This window comes from Microbulbifer magnicolonia, assembly GCF_035117725.1.
Lineage (GTDB): Bacteria > Pseudomonadota > Gammaproteobacteria > Pseudomonadales > Cellvibrionaceae > Microbulbifer > Microbulbifer magnicolonia.
Genome location: NZ_JAYEFD010000003.1, coordinates 64508 through 81171 on the forward strand (window position 1 = coordinate 64508; position 16664 = coordinate 81171).

General features: G+C 64.0%; 13 protein-coding genes. 6 read left to right on the top strand and 7 right to left on the bottom strand.

What is annotated here, in order from left to right:
* Positions 1-273: 273 nt before the first annotated feature.
* The 5 genes from RRF64_RS15205 (at position 274) to RRF64_RS15225 (ending at position 5129) form a co-directional block, all read left to right on the top strand.
* The gene (locus RRF64_RS15205) at positions 274-966 is read left to right on the top strand and encodes a glycerophosphodiester phosphodiesterase family protein (protein WP_323846765.1); all 693 of its coding nucleotides are present in this window, start codon (positions 274-276) and stop codon (positions 964-966) included.
* Complete coding sequence (locus tag RRF64_RS15210) at positions 950-2158, top strand: glycerol-3-phosphate dehydrogenase/oxidase (RefSeq protein ID WP_323846766.1); 1209 nt, start codon at positions 950-952, stop codon at positions 2156-2158. Before RRF64_RS15205 ends, RRF64_RS15210 begins: the two co-directional genes overlap by 17 nt.
* Before the next feature lie 171 nt (positions 2159-2329).
* A complete protein-coding gene (gene dusA / locus RRF64_RS15215; RefSeq protein WP_323846767.1) occupies positions 2330-3307 on the top strand; it encodes a tRNA dihydrouridine(20/20a) synthase DusA in 978 nt (325 codons plus the stop codon).
* A gap of 375 nt (positions 3308-3682) precedes the next feature.
* Positions 3683-4687 carry a transaldolase gene (gene tal, locus RRF64_RS15220; RefSeq protein WP_323846768.1) on the top strand — a complete coding sequence of 335 codons (1005 nt, stop codon included), beginning with the start codon at positions 3683-3685 and terminating at the stop codon, positions 4685-4687.
* The gene (locus RRF64_RS15225) at positions 4668-5129 is read left to right on the top strand and encodes a tellurite resistance TerB family protein (RefSeq protein WP_323846769.1); all 462 of its coding nucleotides are present in this window, start codon (positions 4668-4670) and stop codon (positions 5127-5129) included. The genes tal and RRF64_RS15225 overlap by 20 nt, the downstream gene beginning before the upstream one ends.
* A 222-nt stretch (positions 5130-5351) precedes the next feature.
* On the opposite strand, the gene RRF64_RS15230 is transcribed toward RRF64_RS15225, so the two are convergent.
* The 7 genes from RRF64_RS15230 to hrpA form a co-directional block, all read right to left on the bottom strand.
* On the bottom strand, positions 5352-5870 hold the full coding sequence (locus RRF64_RS15230; RefSeq protein ID WP_323846770.1) for an STAS domain-containing protein: 519 nt from the start codon (positions 5868-5870) through the stop codon (positions 5352-5354).
* A 344-nt stretch (positions 5871-6214) separates the two neighbouring features.
* Positions 6215-7396, bottom strand: coding sequence for a PP2C family protein-serine/threonine phosphatase (locus RRF64_RS15235; RefSeq protein WP_323846771.1), 1182 nt, complete (start codon positions 7394-7396; stop codon positions 6215-6217).
* Positions 7397-7447: 51 nt separating this feature from the next.
* Entirely contained in the window at positions 7448-8434 is a 987-nt protein-coding gene (locus tag RRF64_RS15240) for an MlaA family lipoprotein (protein WP_323846772.1), read from the bottom strand.
* A gap of 295 nt (positions 8435-8729) precedes the next feature.
* Positions 8730-9494, bottom strand: a complete 765-nt coding sequence (locus RRF64_RS15245) for an HvfC family RiPP maturation protein (protein ID WP_323846773.1) — start codon at positions 9492-9494, stop codon at positions 8730-8732.
* Between the two features lie 19 nt (positions 9495-9513).
* Entirely contained in the window at positions 9514-10386 is an 873-nt protein-coding gene (locus RRF64_RS15250) for an HvfB family MNIO-type RiPP peptide maturase (RefSeq protein WP_323846774.1), read from the bottom strand.
* Positions 10387-10452: 66 nt separating this feature from the next.
* Complete coding sequence (locus RRF64_RS15255) at positions 10453-10770, bottom strand: HvfA family oxazolone/thioamide-modified RiPP metallophore (RefSeq protein WP_323846775.1); 318 nt, start codon at positions 10768-10770, stop codon at positions 10453-10455.
* Positions 10771-10989: 219 nt separating this feature from the next.
* Entirely contained in the window at positions 10990-14958 is a 3969-nt protein-coding gene (gene hrpA, locus RRF64_RS15260; protein WP_323846776.1) for an ATP-dependent RNA helicase HrpA, read from the bottom strand.
* Between the two features lie 221 nt (positions 14959-15179).
* Between hrpA and RRF64_RS15265 the strand changes: the two genes are divergently transcribed.
* Positions 15180-16655 carry a peptide MFS transporter gene (locus RRF64_RS15265; RefSeq protein WP_323846777.1) on the top strand — a complete coding sequence of 492 codons (1476 nt, stop codon included), beginning with the start codon at positions 15180-15182 and terminating at the stop codon, positions 16653-16655.
* The last annotated feature ends 9 nt before the right edge of the window (positions 16656-16664 follow it).

Genomic DNA, 16664 nt, shown 5'->3' on the forward strand with positions numbered 1-16664 from the left:
GGCTTGAGGGTGCGCCAGAAAGAAAAAGTGGGACGTTAATTCGATGCGCCGAGGGAGCGGGCTTCCCTCGCTATCGCGGGAGCCCGCGACTAAGAAGTTCACGGGTTTATTTCCGGCTTACAACATCGCCACTCCGCCTTGCAACATCACCGCCACAGGCTATTTTTCCAGTAGGACCGGCCTCTCGCGCCGGCGCTGGATTCAGAGGATCTGCGAGCTTCCTATCACTCGCGTCAAGATGACAATAACGCCAACTATCCGGACCCGACTCTCATGCTGATTGCGCACCGCGGCGACAAGATTCGCCAACCGGAAAACACGATCGCCGCCTTCGAGGCCGCCCACAGTCTGGGGGCCTGTGCGATCCTGGCGGAGGTCCGGTTCAGCGCAGACGGCACGCCCTGGTGCTTTCACAGCGACACCATCTGGTCGCCCAGGGCCGGGGCGGAGCGCCCGTTTCACGAGATGCGGGACCGCGAACTGCGCCAGCTGTCCATCAACACTTTTATCCAGCTGGTCGACTGGGCCAGCTGCCACCGTCATCTGGACTGGTTTATCGAATTGTCAGAAGTGAGCCTCGCCAAGATGGGCGCAGCGCTGGTGGTGGAAACCGTAGTGGATCTGATGCGCAGGGAGTGCGACTCCTTCGCGCTGCTGACCAGGGACAACCGCAGCCTGCGGATGGCGCGCAATCTCGGTTGCCACCGGGTGGGGCTGAAGATGGACAGCGTCGCCCGGTGCCTGTCGGCGGATGCCATCACCCTGGCGCCGGACTATCTGCTGATCTGCGACAGCCATGTCGAGCGCGATGAGTTGCCGCCGGGGCCCTGGCAGTGGGTGGTGTACGAGATCAATTCCGCCGAGGAGGCGGTGCGCTGGCGCGCGCGCGGTGCCCACCACATCCTGACCGGTAATCTGCCGCTGCTGATGCGCTCCCGGGAAGCCAGCGATGTCTACGGATTTTGATGTCCTGGTCGTCGGTGCGGGTATCCAGGGCGCCGGGGCCGCCGAGGCGCTGGCAAAGGCCGGCTATCGGGTGGTCATCCTCGAGCAGCTGGGCATCGCCGCCGCCACATCGTCGCGCTCTTCCAAGCTGATCCACGGCGGTCTGCGCTACCTGGAGAGCGGCCAGTTCCAGCTGGTCTACGAGTGCCTGCGCGAGCGGCGCTGGCTGCTGGAGAACAAGCCCCAGCTGGTGCGTATGGTGCCCTTCTATATCCCCGTCTACCGCTACAGCAAGCGGCCGGCCTGGCTGGTGCGCCTGGGGCTCACCCTCTACGCCCTGCTGTCCGGGGTGACCAGCGGTTATTCGCGTTTCCGCGCGCTGCGCAAATCCGAATGGGACCATCTCTCCGGCCTCAGTACCGACGACCTGGTGGCGGTGTATCGCTACTACGATGCCCAGACCGACGACGCCGCGCTGACCCGCAATGTCATCGAGTCCGCGATTACCCAGGGCGCCCAGCTGATCTGCCCCGGCAGTTTAGTGGGCGCCGAGCTGACGGCGCACGGCGTGCGGGTGGACTATGTGGCCGACGGCCAGCTGAATACCCTGCGCACCCGCGCGCTGGTCAACTGCAGCGGCCCCTGGGTGGAGAGCACCAACGCCCGCTGTACGCCCGCCCTGCCGCTGCCGCCGATCGACCTGGTGGCCGGCACCCATATCCTGTTGCCGCTGTCACTGGGCGAGAAGATTTTCTATGTGGAGGCCGAGGACGGCCGCGCCGTGTTCGTGATGCCCTGGCGGGGCAAGACCCTGGTCGGCACCACCGAGCGCAGCTATTGCGGCGATCCCCGCGATGTGGTGCCGACCATCGACGAGGAAGGCTACCTGCTGCGCACCCTGCAGCGCTATTTCCCCCAGACCCGCTCGCTGCAGGACCAGGATATCCTCGACAGCTTTGCCGGCCTGCGGGTCCTGCCGAAGATGGAGCAGAGCCCGTTTGCGCGGCCGCGGGAGACGCTGCTCTGCTGCGACAATGACAAGGCTCCCCGCATACTGGCGGTGGCCGGCGGCAAGCTCACCAGCTATCGGGTCACCGCACACAGAATAGTGAAGAAATTGCGGCCGACGCTGGAGGCGGCCGAGTCGCCCGACGGCGAGCTGATTGCGCGCAGTGCCAAAAGCAGCCTGTCGGAGAAGGAGCGGAATCTTTAACCTGCGTGGGAGCCAGCCATGCTGGCGATCACCTTCCGCGTTTTGAGAGAATCGCCCGCATGGCGGGCTCCCACATCAAACCACAACCATGGCCAACCTTAGGGTATCTCCGGCACATCCCCTATAATGCGCGGGTCTTTTGATTTCGGTGTTCGCCCCGGCCGCTGTTCTATGTCCGATCCCCTGTCCCACCGCTTCTGCACCGCCCCTCTGCTCGACTGGAGCGACAGGCACTGCCGCACCATGTGGCGGCTGTTTAGTAAAAACGCGCGCCTGTACACGGAGATGGTAACCACCGGCGCGATACTGCACGGCGACCGCGAGCGGCACCTGCAGTTCGACGCCGCGGAACATCCCCTGGCCCTGCAGCTGGGCGGCAGCGATCCGCGCGAGCTGGCCGAGTGTGCGCGCATCGCTGAGCAGTGGGGATACGATGAGATCAACCTGAACTGCGGCTGCCCCAGCGACCGGGTGCAGTCCGGTCGCTTCGGCGCCTGCCTGATGGCGGAGCCGGAGGTGGTGGCCGAGGGGCTGGCGGCCATGCGCGCGGCAGTCGCGATTCCGGTCACGGTGAAGCACCGCATCGGCATCGACGATATGGAGGACTACGCCGGCCTGACCCGCTTTGTCGAGGCCCAGGCCGCCGTCGGTGTTACCACCTTTATCGTGCACGCGCGCAAGGCGTGGCTGAATGGCCTCAGTCCGAAGGAGAATCGGGAAATTCCGCCGCTCAACTACGATATGGTGTTCCAGCTGAAGCGGGACTACCCGCAGCTGCAAGTCGTGCTCAACGGCGGCATCAACACCCTGGAGGAGTGCCGGCAACACTTGCGTCACGTCGATGGCGTTATGCTGGGAAGAGCGGCCTACCAGACCCCGGCGCTGCTGGCGCGGGTGGACAGTGAGCTGTTCGACGGTGAACCCGGCCCGGACGCGATCCGGGTGGCCGAGCAGATGCTGCCCTATATCGAGCGGGAGCTGGGCCGCGGCCAGCGCCTGAACCATATCACCCGGCACATGCTCGGGCTGTTTCAGGGGTTGCCGGGCGCACGCCGCTTCCGCCGCCACCTGAGTGAGAATGCGCACAGGAAAGGAGCGGGGCCGGAAGTTGTCGAACAGGCGCTGGCGCTGGTGACCCAGGCGGCGTAGCCGGGAGCGCCGAGCCCCAGCTCGGCTTGCGGGGCATAACCCCGCCATCGGTGGGTATTGAATTGGATCGATCGCGGCCAAGTGCCGCTCCTACAGGGGCGGTGTGCAGATTCGTAGGGCGCGCCGTGCGCACCGGAGAGTGAGGTCGATCTGCTACGAAGGGCTGTGCAGAACTGGTGGATCGATCGCGGCCAACGGCCGCTCCTACGGGGGCGGCGTGTAGATTCGTAGGGTGCGCCGTGCGCACCGGAGAGTGAGGCGGATCTGCGACGAAGGCGCGGCTGTGCAGGGCTGGTGGATCGGTCGCGGCCATGGGCCGCTCCTACAGGGGGCGGGTACGAGATTATTGGAACGTCTATAAATCGAGGGAATGGAATGAACAAGCTGGAACAACTCAGGCAGCGCAGTCAGGTGGTGGCGGACACCGGCGATATCGAGGCCATTCGCCGCTACCGACCGCAGGACGCCACCACCAACCCATCGCTGCTGTTCAAGGCGGCGCAGCTGCCGCAGTACCGCGAGCTGATCGCGGAGTCACTGGCCTGGGCCGAGCGCCATCACGGCCATCGCGACCCTCACAACCATGCGGCAATTGCGCAACTGGCGGCCATGAAACTGGCGGTGGCCATCGGTGCGGAAATTCTGCAGCTGGTGCCGGGGGTGGTCTCCACCGAAGTGGACGCGCGCCTGTCATTCGATACCCGCGCCACCATCGACTACGCGCGCCGCCTGATCGCGCTCTACGACCAGGCGGGCGTGCCGCGGGAGCGGGTGCTGATCAAGGTCGCCTCCACCTGGGAGGGCATCGCCGCGGCCGCGGTACTGGAGCGCGAGGGCATTCACTGCAACCTGACCCTGCTGTTCAGTTTCTGCCAGGCGGTCGCCTGCGCCGAGGCGGGCGTCACGCTGATCTCGCCCTTTGTCGGTCGCATTCTCGACTGGCACAAGGCCAACAGCGGCCGCGACGACTTCGGCGCGGAGGAGGACCCGGGCGTGCTGTCGGTGCGCAACATCTACCATTACTACAAGTCCCGCGGCTACGACACCATCGTCATGGGCGCCAGCTTCCGCAATACCGGCGAGATCGAAGCCCTGGCCGGCTGCGACCGCCTGACCATCAGTCCGCAGCTGCTGCAGGAACTGGAAGAGGACACGGGGTCTCTCGCGCGTGGGCTGCCGACCGGCGTAGACACCCAGCCGCGCGCGGCGCGCACCCAGGGCGAGGCGGAGTTCCGCTACCAGCTGAACAGCGACGCCATGGCCACGGAAAAACTGGCCGAGGGTATCCGCAATTTCGTACAGGATCAGGAGCGCCTGGAGCTGCTGCTCCAGGGCCAGTTGATGGGGCACAGGGAAACCGATGCTGCGACAAATCCGTAAGCTGTTCGAGCAGATCGCCAGCGGCGCCGATCTCGAGGTGCGCGACGAGAAAGACGTGCGCATGATCAGCGCCGGGCTGATGGCCGAGGTCGCCACGGTGGACCACGCGCTGGACCCCCGCGAACAGGAAACCCTCACCCGATTGCTGCAACAGCACTACCGGCTGGATGCCGAAACCGCCCGGGAGCTGGTGACGGAGGCGCTCGCCCACCGCGAACGGGCCACGTCGCTGTATGAATTCACGCAAACGGTGAACGAACAGTTCGACGAGAAAGACAAGTATTTACTGGTGCGCCAGATGTGGCAGGTGGCGTTTTCGGACGATGTGATCGAGGCGTTCGAAGAGCACCTGATCCGCCGGGTGGCGGAACTGATCTACCTGCCCCACGGGCTCTTTACGCGGGCGCGGGCCGAGGCGAGGGAAATGCGGAATGCGGAATGATGACAAATCTGCCGGGAGCAGATTTGCACAGCCGAAGGCTGCCCGCGAAGCGGGTGAAGTGCAGGGACGCACTTCATGAATGCGGAACAGGCGGTGCCTGCGCAGAACTTAGTTCAAGTGGTGCGCGCGGCGCACCTTACTGATTAGGCGCGCCCACGATTTCAGCAGATATGCGCGGCGCCGGAACGCGTATTCCGCATTCACCATTCCGCATTAAAAAAGTCAGTGCATCCGCGCCGAGGGCTTCAGCATCGGCTCGCACTCGAGTTCCAGGGTGTGGACGAGATCGCGGAAGGTTTCCGCATTCTGTTCGTTCATGCTCATCAGCACGCGGTGGGCTTCCAGCACTTTTTCCCGCGCCGAATATTCATCCGGTGTCTTGCACTGCAGCGGTTTGGTCTCGGCACCGTAATCGCGCTCCTCATCGCTGACTTCAATCAGCGCGTCGAAGCCCATCGCATCCAGCAGGTGGCGCATACCGTCGTCGGCAGAGAGCGCCAGGGGTTTCTGGCAGCCGCGCTCCAGCGCACGAATGGCGATCTTCGCCATCAGTCCCAGCGTGGTGCTGTCGACACCCTCGGCGCTGTGCAGGTCGAACACCACATCGGTGAAGTCGTCGTGCGCAAACATGTTGTCGATAAAGTTATCGAAGGAGGTGCACAGGTTGAGCCGCACATCACCAACCAGCTTGATGACGTAGATGCCCTGGTGGGCCCCAACCATAATCTGCCCGGACTGCATAAAAACCTCTGGCACATCCGCACTGCGGCAAGTACTGCACGCAAGCAGATGGCGAAAGTTCACTTGTGGAGAACACAACCGCCGGCGGCCGGGTAATGCCGTCGTCCAGGTTTGTGCGTAAAGTGGGCGGAGCTTACTCCTGCCCGCCAGGGCTGGCAAGGGTGCCAAAGTCGGCAATGGGGGGACCGAATAGTCACAATATTACCTCCCCGCTGCAGGGAGCCGTCGGAAAGCGTATGCCCGCCATCCCTGGCGCAACGCCGTGCTTTCGATCCGGCCCCGGCCCCGCCATCCCTGGCGGGCCGCTGAGTCGCGCACGGCGCAGTGCGCCGTAAACGCGCGACTCAGCCCTGTCTCAGGGTGAGTATCGTGACGTCGTCCGGCAGTGCCTCCGAAGTGTCCACATGCAGCGCGGTGCAGAGGCTTTCCAGGTCGCCGCGGCTCTTGTCGATGGCCTGTAGCAGCTGGGCCTCTTTCTGCAGCAGATCGCCCTCGAGCAGCTCCAGCACGCCGTCCGAACAGGTGACCAGCCGCCAGCTGGCGGGGAGCTTGGTGCAAATGACCTGCCAGTCGCCCTGCTCGAACAGCCCCAGCGGGCGCCCTTTGCCCGGCAGCCACTCGGCGCCGTTGGCCGTCACCAGGGCCGGCATGGGTATCTGGCCCGCGACGGCGTAATGCAGTTGCCGCGCGGGGCCGTCGATCACACCGACGAACATGCTGGCGTGCTTGCCGAGGCGGGTGGACAGCAGCTCCCGGTTGATCAGGCTGAGGATATCGAGCAGGTCGCTGTCGAGGGAGTCGAGCTGCGCAAACAGCGGCCGCTCGCGCAGCAGGTGCATGATGCTGTGCTTGATCAGCGCGGTGACCAGCGCCGAGGAAACCCCGTGGCCGGAGACATCCACCAGGTAAAAGGCGACGAAGCGCTCGCCGAAGAGGCCGTAGTCGATAAAGTCGCCGCTGAGATACAGGGACGGGATCAGCCGGTAGGCGGCCTCGATGCCGCCGGGGTAACGGTAGGGAGTGCGGGGCAGCAGGTGCTGCTGCAGCAGCCGCCCCGCCTGCTGGTCCCGCTGCAGCACCTCGACATGGTCGCGCAGCTCGCGGTTGCGCCGCTCCAGCGTCTCGCGGTACTCGCGGTTCTGCTGTGCCAGGGTTTCCGCGTTGGTGATGCGGCAGACCGCGTGGTCAATGACCTCGACACTCTCAATCGGCTTCAGCAGATAGTCGCTGGCGCCGAGGCGCAGCGCCTGCACCACATCGCTGACCTCGCTGTCGGATGCGAGCACGACCACCGGCGTATCCGGTGACATCTGCTTGATCTTGCGCAGCACTTCCAGGCCACCCATATCCGGCAGGTGCAGGTCGGTGATCACCAATTGGAACAGACTCGGGGCAAACTGGCCGATGCCCTCCACGCCGTTCTGCGCCACCACCACCTGGAATCCGAGGCGCGACAGTGCTCCGCGGACAAAGTCGCGGGCGCGCGGTTCCTCTTCAATCAGTAACAGGCTTCTGCGGCCGGCCATGCAGTGGCTCTGGTAGTGGCTCTTTTGATAGGTTGCTGGTGTGCCGGTGAATCAGAAGCCGAATTCATCTTCCTGATCGCCACCGGCATCCTCTTCGGCATCTTCTTCCTGATCGGCGCCGAAATCATCCTCTTCGCCACCGAAATCGTCATCCAGCTCGCCATCCTTGATCAGGTATTCGCGCCGCTGCAGGTAGGCATCCCGCAGCAGGACGTAGCGATCGCCCTGCAGCAGTGACTCGGCCTTCAGCAGGCTGGCGCGGGTTTGTACCAGATCGGTAAACTTGAATGCGTAACGCGTTTGATCGTGCTCTATGTATGTGAGCGGATTGGTATACCAGTCCACTACCTGGCCGGGCACATCGCGCACTGTCGAGGGCCCCATAAACGGCAACACCAGGTAGGGGCCGGAGGGCACGCCCCAGACCGCCAGAGTCTGGCCGAAGTCCTCGCCGTCACTGGGATCCAGGCCCATATGCTGGGCCACGTCGAACAGACCCACCACGCCAACGGTGGTGTTGACGACGAAACGGCCCGCGTCGTTACCGGCCTGCCCCCACTTGCCCTGCAGCGTGCTGTTGAAGGTATTGGTGACTTCGCGCAGGTTGCCGAAAAAATTGGTGATCCCGTGCTGCAAGAAGATCGGGGTAACCTGCCGGTAACTGGTCGCAATGGGTTTCAATACCCAGCGGTCGGCGCTGTCGTTGAAACGGAAGATCGCGCGATTGACCCCCTCCCAGGGATCGCGCACGGCCGGCTCTTCGTCGCTGGCAAATTCCTCCGCCGGATCGAAGCCGTATTCCTCCTCGAGCGTCGAGGTCTCACGGGTATCACCGGCGGATTCGGCAAATGGATCGCCGCCTTCTTGCGGCTGCGCCGCTTCGCTGTCGGTGGTCTCACTGTTTCCGGCCGGCTCTTGTGGCGCCGCAACTTCCTGTTCCGACTCCGCGAATGGATCCTGTGCCGCTAACGACAGCGCCGGCATGCCGGCCAGTGTCGCCGTAATCAACCAGAGCGAGATAACTGTGCGTCCCAGCAAAACCCTCTCCTCTCTACCTAGCTTCAAAGTGCACGGATTCTAACGCCCCCACATCGCGTAAACCACCCTCGCCAGCATAGCAGCTGGTATAGGCCAAGAATGTGCGAGTTTTCGGCAAGGGTTAGCGGGCAGGCTGTTGAAACACTCATTTTCAACAGCCTGCCCGCTAACCCGAACACGGAGGTTCGGGCCGAAAATCGAGCACGTAAGTGCTTGATTTGTCGTGGAGGGTTTACGGACATGCGCCGCAAACCCGGCTTGAAAAAGGCCATGGAAGGCCTTTTTCAATAGCCTTTTAGTGCCTGAGGCCGGCGATAACCCCCAACCGCAGCAGTTTTTCCAGCAACTGCCGGCCAAACTCGACAAGTTCATCGCCGCTGGACTGTTGCATACCCTGTGGCATTTCCTGCGCCAGCTTCTCCAGCAGCCGGCGCCCGCTGGACTCCCCACCCTCGGCGAGCTGCAGCAGGCGGGCCGTGACCGCGTTGATCTCCATAAAGCCCACCTCGTCGTCGCGGTCGCGGTAGACCAGCAGGAACGTCGGGGTCGGCGGCGGCTCCTGGGGCTGGTAAGCCGGGCCGATTCGGTGCACCGGAAAGGCGTAGCTGAGGCTCCACACCAGCGGCGATACTACGGGCACGCGCTCGAGCACGTCGCCGTCCTGCAGCAGCCCCGACGGCATCTCCGCCTCGCTGACATCCAGCGCCAGTTCGACCCACTCGTAGTGCGCGAGTTCCAGCAGGAAGGGCGGATCACCGGCCCGCGGGCCGCGCTCGTGCTGCAGATAGTGCAGAAACTCTTCGCTGATCTGCAGGAAGTAGGGGCTTCGGGACGCGTGTCGATAGACGAAGTCGCGCACCATCTCATGCCAGCGCTCGTCGCCACCGGCCCCGTCGCTATCGCTAAAGAGGCTGCGCAGCACCGGAAACCCGCCGGCAATGAACGATTCGATATTGTTGTAGATCAGGTCGCGGTAGATCCCCATGCGCCGGTCCTCGATGGACGGCGGCGGCGCGCAGCGGTCCGGCGCGCGCAGATGGGCGGCAAAAGCCCGCTGCAAAAGCTGAAACTTCCGCGGTCTATCGACAGCCGTGGGCATAGTTCGCCTCCGCCGAGCGGCTGGCCTGCACGGCCCTGATCCGCTCCACCTCCATCAGCAGCTCCGGCAGCGGCGGTATGTTGAAGTCGCGCTCCAGCAGCGTCGGCAGCGGGCCGTGGATTTCATAGGCCCGCTGGAGCAGTTGCCACACCGGGTCGATCACCGGCGCACCGTGGGTATCCACCTTCAGGTCATCCGCCTCGTCGTAGTGACCCGCCACATGGGCATAGCGAATGCGTTCGCCGGGCAGACCGCGCAGGAACTCGAGCGGATCGTAGCGGTGGTTGATGGAATTCACATAGATATTGTTGACGTCCAGCAGCAGGTCGCAATCCGCCTCCTGCAGGACCGCATTGAGGAATTCGAGCTCGCTCATTGCCGCTTCGCCGTCAACGACGGGCGCGGCATAGTAGGAGACATTTTCCATCGCGATGCGCTGCTCCAGCAGTTCCTGCACCACGCGAATGCGCTCGGCCACGTAGTGCACCGCTTCGGCGGTGAAGGGAATCGGAAGCAGGTCGTACAGGTGGCCGTGGTCGGAGCAGTAACTCAGGTGCTCGCTGTAGCAGCGGATATCGTGCTCGCGCATAAATGCCTTGATGGACCTGACCAGATCCAGATCCAGCGGCGCCGGCGCACCGATGGACAGCGACAGGCCGTGAATGACGAACGGAAAACGCTCGGTATAGCTGCGGAACCAGCGCCCGAAGCGCCCGCCGACACCGATCCAGTTCTCCGGTGCCACTTCGAGAAAGTCCACGGCCTCGGGCGGCAGCTGCTCCCCGATCATCGAACGGCGCAGGCCGAGACCGGCACCGGCAACCGGGAGCGCTCGGGTGGCTGCTTCTTTCATAAATTATTTTTGCCTAAGTATCGAAGGTGCGGCACTTACCAGTGCCGCCCCTCCGCTAGTGCTTGATTAAGCGCCGCATTTACCTTCTTTCTTCTTGCCTTCTTTCTTGCCTTCGCCGCACTTACCTTCGCCGCACTTGCCTTCCTTTTTCTTGCCTTCGCCGCACTTACCTTCGCCGCACTTGCCCTCTTTTTTCTTGCCCTCTTCCTTCTTGCCCTCTTCTTCCTGCATGGCGAGGTTGTATCCGGAGGACAGCTCCTCTGCCGCGAAGGGGTTGGCCGCGTTGCCGGCACTGCCGACAGCCGCGGAAGCAGTCATCGCAGCGGAAGCCAGAAAAGCCGCGCCGACGGCCGCCGCTACCGGGGAAAGATGTTTCTTGTTCATAAAAGCTCTCCTGATCAATATCCTTAGTAATAAACGACGCACGTTAGGCGTGCTGGTCCTCCGGCGAGTATAGTGCGTCGGCGGAAAAACCAGTCACGCGTTGAGACAGGGTGCCCGTACGCGCCCTTCTCTACCCACTTCGTCGCCGCAGGCGCGGAATTATTACAGCGCCGGCGGAAAAATTTCCCGGGCGCCGTAACTGCCGCTGCTCCACAATGTTTACGACGAGATGGTCATGGCGGATTGCTCTATTTCGGTCCAGAGCTTGTGCAGGCGTTTGCCGGACACCGGCATCAGGGTTTTCAGGGTCTGGGCGAACAGGGATACGCGCAGCTCCTCCAGCATCCAGCGGTACTGGCAGAGTTGCGGCTCGGCGGCCAGCGCTCTCGCAGCGTAGCGCTCCGCCAGCGCCTGGTACGGCTCGGCCGCCCGGTGGAACTCCACTTGCAGCTTGCGGTCCCGGTTCGGGTCCAGCGCCGCCTTTTCCAGCCGCAGCGCTATGCCCTTCAGGTAGCGGCCATACTGCCGCAGCCACTCCAGCGGCGTATCGAACAGGAAGCCGCGATAGAAGAGTCCGCCGAGCTGCTGCTGTATATCCCCCACTGCCATGGCGACCGCCAGGTTTTTCTGCTGTTTGATCTGCTTGCGCAGCGGTACCAGCTGCGCCAGCGCCTTGACCAGCAGTTCCGCTATCTCCTGCGCGACACCGACCAGCTCGCCACTCCTCTCGGCGAGGGCTGCAAGGAACTGGGCTTCGCTGCGCGGCCACCGCTCGTCGGGCCAGAAAACTTCCCGCGCGGCGGCGAGCAGTATGTCATCGGCCACCTCCTCGCGCCGGCCGAGATCCGCGGCGGAAAGACCCAGCTCCTTGCCGCGCAGCAGTTCCTTGCGCAGATATTTCACCGGTTCGGGCAGGTGCAGCAGCGCCAGACGGCAGATGCCGGCGCGGGACAGCCGCCGCGCCTCGGCGGGATTGTCGAGGAGTTTCAGCGATACGCTGTCTTTGCCCTCGACCAGTGCCGGGTAGGCCCGCACCTTGATCGCGCCCTGCTGCAGTGTGTGTGTCTCGGGCAGTTCGCCGAAATCCCAGCTGGTGATGTCGGCGCGCTCGAAGCCGTCGCCGGCGCTGGCCAGCTGCCGCTGTACCCGGTCGCGATAGCGCCCCTGCAGCAGCGCCAGATCGCGGCCCTGGTCGAGCAGCTGCCCCTCTTCGTCCAGTACCTGGATGTTGAAGCGGTAGAAGTCCTCCAGCGATGCCTCCGCGGATTCCCAGGCTGCGTCCGGCAGCTCCTGGGCGGTCTGCCGCTTGAGCTCCCGCGCCAGCGACTGCCACAGCGGCGTATTGTCCGCGATCAGTTTCGGCAGCGCCCTGTCCACCGCCGCCGGCACCGGGACGAACACTTTGCGCCACTGTTTCGGCAGCGCCTTGATCAGCGCAATACACTTGTCGCGCAGAACACCCGGTACCAGCCACGACAGCCGCGCCGCCGGCACCTGGTGCAGGGCGCCGACCGGCACTCGAATGCTCACACCGTCATCGACACTGCCGGGCTCGAAGTGATAGCTGAGCGGAAAGACTATCCCGCCCGCCGGCAATTCGTCCGGAAACTGCGCCTCGCCGACATGTTCGGCACCCTGCTGCATCAGCAGATCGCGCGGAATAAACAGCAGCTGCGGATCGCTGCTCTCCGCCTGCTTGCGCCAGTGCTCGAAACCGGCCAGGTTGACGATGTCCGCCGGCAAGCGCTCGTCGAAAAACTGGAAAACCACCTCGTCGTCGACGACGATATCGCGGCGGCGCGACTTGGCCTCCAGGTCTTCGAGTTCGCGCAGCAGATCCGTGTAGTGTTTGAAGAACCTGCCCTTACCGCGGTAGCGCTGTTCCACCAGCGCCTGGCGAATGAACACTTCGCGTGCGGTGTGCGGATCCAGCTTGCCGTAATGGATGCGGCGCTTCTCCACCAGCACCAGGCCGTAGAGGGATATTTTCTCGAACGCCATCACCTGCCCGGCGCGGGCATCGTAGTGCGGCTCGAAATAATTGCGCTTGACCAGGTGCTCGGCGGCCGCCAGTACCCACTCCGGCTCTATCTTCGCCACCGTGTGCGCGAACAGGCGGCTGGTTTCCAGCAGCTGCGCTGCCACCACCCAGCGCGGCGGTTTCTTGAACTGGCCGGAACCGGGAAAGATGTGGAAGCGGCGGTTGCGGCAGCCGAGAAACTCCTTGTTCTCGTCGCGCACGCCGATATTGCCCAGCAGTCCAGACACTATGGCCCGGTGCACGGCGTCGTAGCTGGTGGATTCGTCGGCCGCCTCGCGGTTCTCCTTCAGCTGCATTTCCCGGCAGGCCAGGCGCAACTGGTGGTGTATGTCCCGCCACTCGCGCATGCGCTGCCAGGACAGGAAATTTTTCTGGCACCACTTGCGCAGCTGGTTCTGGCTGAGTTCCTGGCGCTGCGCCTCGAAGGCATCCCACAGCTGTACGTAGGAGAGAAAATCGGACTGTTCGTGCTGCCACTGGCGGTGCTTCTCGTCGGCGGCCTGGCGCTTCTCCGCCGGGCGCTCGCGCGGATCCTGTACCGCCAGCGCGCTGACGATGATCAGCACTTCGCGCAGACAGTCGTTCCCTCTACCCGCTGCTCCGGGGGCGGCCGCCATCAGCATGCGGCCGAGGCGCGGATCCAGCGGCAGCCGCGACAGGGCGCGGCCGAGCGGCGTCACCCTGCCCTTGCCGTCCACCGCCTGCAGTTCCTGCAGCAGCTTGTAGCCGTCGTTGATCAGGCGCTGGTCCGGCGGATCGACGAAGGGAAAATCGCGGATATCGCCGATCCGCAATTGCAGCATCTGCAGGATGACCGCGGCCAGGTTTGTGCGCAGTATCTCCGCATCGGTGAATTCCGGCCGCTGCTCGAAATCGCGCTCCTCGTACAGGCGCACGCAGACGCCGGCACTGACGCGGCCACAGCGGCCGGCGCGCTGGTTGGCGCTGGCCTGGGAAATCGCCTCCACCGGCAACCTTTGAATCTTGCTGCGGTAGCTGTAGCGGCTGATACGCGCCGTACCCGGGTCTATGACATAGCGGATACCGGGCACGGTGATCGAGGTCTCGGCGACGTTGGTGGCCAGCACGATTCGGCGGCCCCGGTGGCCGTGAAATACCCTGGCCTGCTCCGCCAGGCTCAGGCGCGCGTAGAGCGGCAGTATTTCCAGCTGTGGGATCTGCGCGTCCCTCAAAGCCTTGGCGCACTCGCGGATCTCGCGCTCGCCGCTCATGAATACCAGGATATCGCCACCGGGATGCCGGCCACCGCTCCGGCCGCCGGCCTTTTCCTCGTGCAGCAGCTCCTCCACCGCGGCGACTACCTGCTGGTTCAGGTCCGCGTCGCTGTCGGCCGGCGGCCGGTAGTGGATATCCACCGGGTAGGTGCGCCCGGAGACCTCGATAATCGGCGCATCGTCGAAGTGCCGCGAGAACTTTTCCAGGTCGATGGTGGCGGAGGTGATGATCAGCTTCAGGTCCGGGCGCTGCGGCAGAATGGTCTTGAGGTAGCCGAGCAGGAAGTCGATGTTGAGGCTGCGCTCGTGGGCCTCGTCGATGATCAGCGTGTCGTATTTGTGCAGCAGCGGGTCGCGCTGGATTTCCGCCAGCAGTATGCCGTCGGTCATCAGCTTGATATGGGTATGCTCGGTGCTGTGGTCGGTAAAGCGCACCTGGTAGCCGACACTCTCTCCCAGCGGCTGCTGCAGTTCCTCGGCGATGCGGTTGGCCACGGTGCGCGCGGCGATGCGCCGCGGCTGGGTGTGTCCCACCTGACCGGCGATGCCGCGGCCGAGCTCCAGGCAGATCTTGGGCAGCTGGGTCGTCTTGCCGGAACCCGTCTCGCCGGCGACCACGACCACCTGGTGCCGATCGATCAGCGCGGCGATCTCCGCGCGCCGCGCCACCACCGGCAGCCCCTCCGGCCAGGTCACTGCCGGCAGCTTCTGCCGGCGCGCTTCCACCAGCGCCCTTGAGGCCTCCAGCTGCTCACCCAGCTGCGCCAGCATGCGGTCCGCCGGCTTGCCCTCCTTCAGCCGCCGGCGCGCGCTGTCGAGCGTTTTGCGCAGGCGATCGCGATCCCGCCCCATACACTGGGCGATCTGGCTTTCGAGGGCGCTGAGGGAGCGGACGTTTTCGGGGTGACTCATGATTCAGGAGCTAATCGCAAACGGGCGATTATACCCGCCGCAGCCGCCGCCTTCACGGCCCGCGGCTTGCCGCTTGTGGCGCTGATCTATACTTGGGCAGACGCGTGACCATTCCCGGTAAACGGGCTCATCTGGGCGGGCCCAGGGCCCGCATGCCGAGCAGGAGCCTTCAGCGCCCCGAGACAGCTCGGCGCTCCCGGCACAACTTGCGAGCTGTATCTATGCAAGATCTTAAACCCAGACCGCCGGCCGGCGCCGGCGACATGCTCGGCCATCCCAAGGGCCTGTTTCTGCTTTTCGGTACCGAAATGTGGGAGCGCCTCAGCTACTACGGCATGCGGGGTATCTTCGTCTTCTACCTCACCTCCGCCGCCGCGGCGGCGGTGTTCGGCTGGGAACAGTTGTCCGAGACCGAGCTGCAATCCAAGGCGCTGAGCTACCTGGGCTGGTACGCGATGCTGGTGTACCTGACGCCGATTATCGGCGGCTGGATGGCCGACAACATCTGGGGGCAGCGCCGCTGCATCATCTTCGGCGGCATACTGATGATGTTCGGCCAGTTCGCACTGGGCTTCCCCCACGCCTGGCTGCCGGACGGCAGCGAGATCTATATGCTGTGGCTGGGTCTGGCGCTGATGATCATCGGCAACGGATTTTTCAAACCCAATATCTCCACCATGGTCGGCGACCTCTACGATGAGGGCGATAAGCGCCGCGACACCGCCTTTACGATTTTCTACATGGGTATCAACCTGGGCTCTATCCTCGGCTACCTGGTGATCGGCTGGATCGGCGAGAAGGTGAATTACCAGCTGGCCTTCTTCGTCGCCGGCCTCGGCATGCTGCTGGGCCTGATACTGCAGCTGACCCAGGCGCGGCGCTACCTGGGCGACATAGGCGTGCAGCCGTCGGCGAAACTGGGGCTTAAACAGGAAACCGTGGAAGAGCACAAACCGCTCACCCAGGAAGAGCGCGACCGCATCAAGGTGATCCTGATCCTCGGCGTGTTCACCGTGATTTTCTGGGCGGGCTTCGAGCAGGCCGCCGGCTCCATGAACCTGTTTGCCAAATACAATACCGATCTGCATATGTTCGGCTGGGAAATTCCGGCGAGCTGGCTGCAGATGGTCAACCCGCTGTTTATCATCATTCTCGCGCCGATCATCGCCAGCATCTGGGTCGGCCTCGGCGACCGCGAACCGAACTCGCCGGCGAAATTCAGTATGGGGTTGGTCTTCCTCGGCCTGGGCTTCATCTCCATGGTCGGTGCCGCACTGCAGATCGGCGACTCGGAGACCACCCTGGCCAGCCCCTGGTGGCTGGTCTTCGCCTATATTTTCCACACCATCGGCGAGCTGTGCCTGTCGCCGATCGGCCTCTCGATGGTGACCAAGCTGTCGCCGCTGCGCTACGTTTCGCTGATGATGGGCCTGTGGTTTGCGTTTATCGGCATCGCCAACAAGGGCGCGGCGGAAATCGGTAAGCTCGTGGGCGAAACCGGCCCCCTGGCCACCTTCGGCGGTGTCGCCATCGCCGCAATCCTGGCCGGCATAATCCTGTTCTTCCTGCGCAACAAGCTGGTGGACTGGATGCACGGCGTGGAAGAGGTACACGTGAAGGTGAAGGACACTACCAAGGAAGAGATCAGCATTACCGCGGATCACGAGGGCGCGCCGCCGAAGCACTTTGGCGGCTGACACAGAATG

Coding starts and splice junctions, on each gene's coding strand:
- RRF64_RS15210 (WP_323846766.1), top strand. CDS start 950: ATGTCTACGGATTTTGATGTCCTGGTCGTCGGTGCGGGTATCCAGGGC.
- tal (WP_323846768.1), top strand. CDS start 3,683: ATGAACAAGCTGGAACAACTCAGGCAGCGCAGTCAGGTGGTGGCGGAC.
- RRF64_RS15250 (WP_323846774.1), bottom strand. CDS start 10,386: ATGAAAGAAGCAGCCACCCGAGCGCTCCCGGTTGCCGGTGCCGGTCTC.
- RRF64_RS15265 (WP_323846777.1), top strand. CDS start 15,180: ATGCAAGATCTTAAACCCAGACCGCCGGCCGGCGCCGGCGACATGCTC.
- RRF64_RS15235 (WP_323846771.1), bottom strand. CDS start 7,396: ATGGCCGGCCGCAGAAGCCTGTTACTGATTGAAGAGGAACCGCGCGCC.
- RRF64_RS15225 (WP_323846769.1), top strand. CDS start 4,668: ATGCTGCGACAAATCCGTAAGCTGTTCGAGCAGATCGCCAGCGGCGCC.
- RRF64_RS15230 (WP_323846770.1), bottom strand. CDS start 5,870: ATGCAGTCCGGGCAGATTATGGTTGGGGCCCACCAGGGCATCTACGTC.
- RRF64_RS15205 (WP_323846765.1), top strand. CDS start 274: ATGCTGATTGCGCACCGCGGCGACAAGATTCGCCAACCGGAAAACACG.
- RRF64_RS15255 (WP_323846775.1), bottom strand. CDS start 10,770: ATGAACAAGAAACATCTTTCCCCGGTAGCGGCGGCCGTCGGCGCGGCT.
- dusA (WP_323846767.1), top strand. CDS start 2,330: ATGTCCGATCCCCTGTCCCACCGCTTCTGCACCGCCCCTCTGCTCGAC.
- hrpA (WP_323846776.1), bottom strand. CDS start 14,958: ATGAGTCACCCCGAAAACGTCCGCTCCCTCAGCGCCCTCGAAAGCCAG.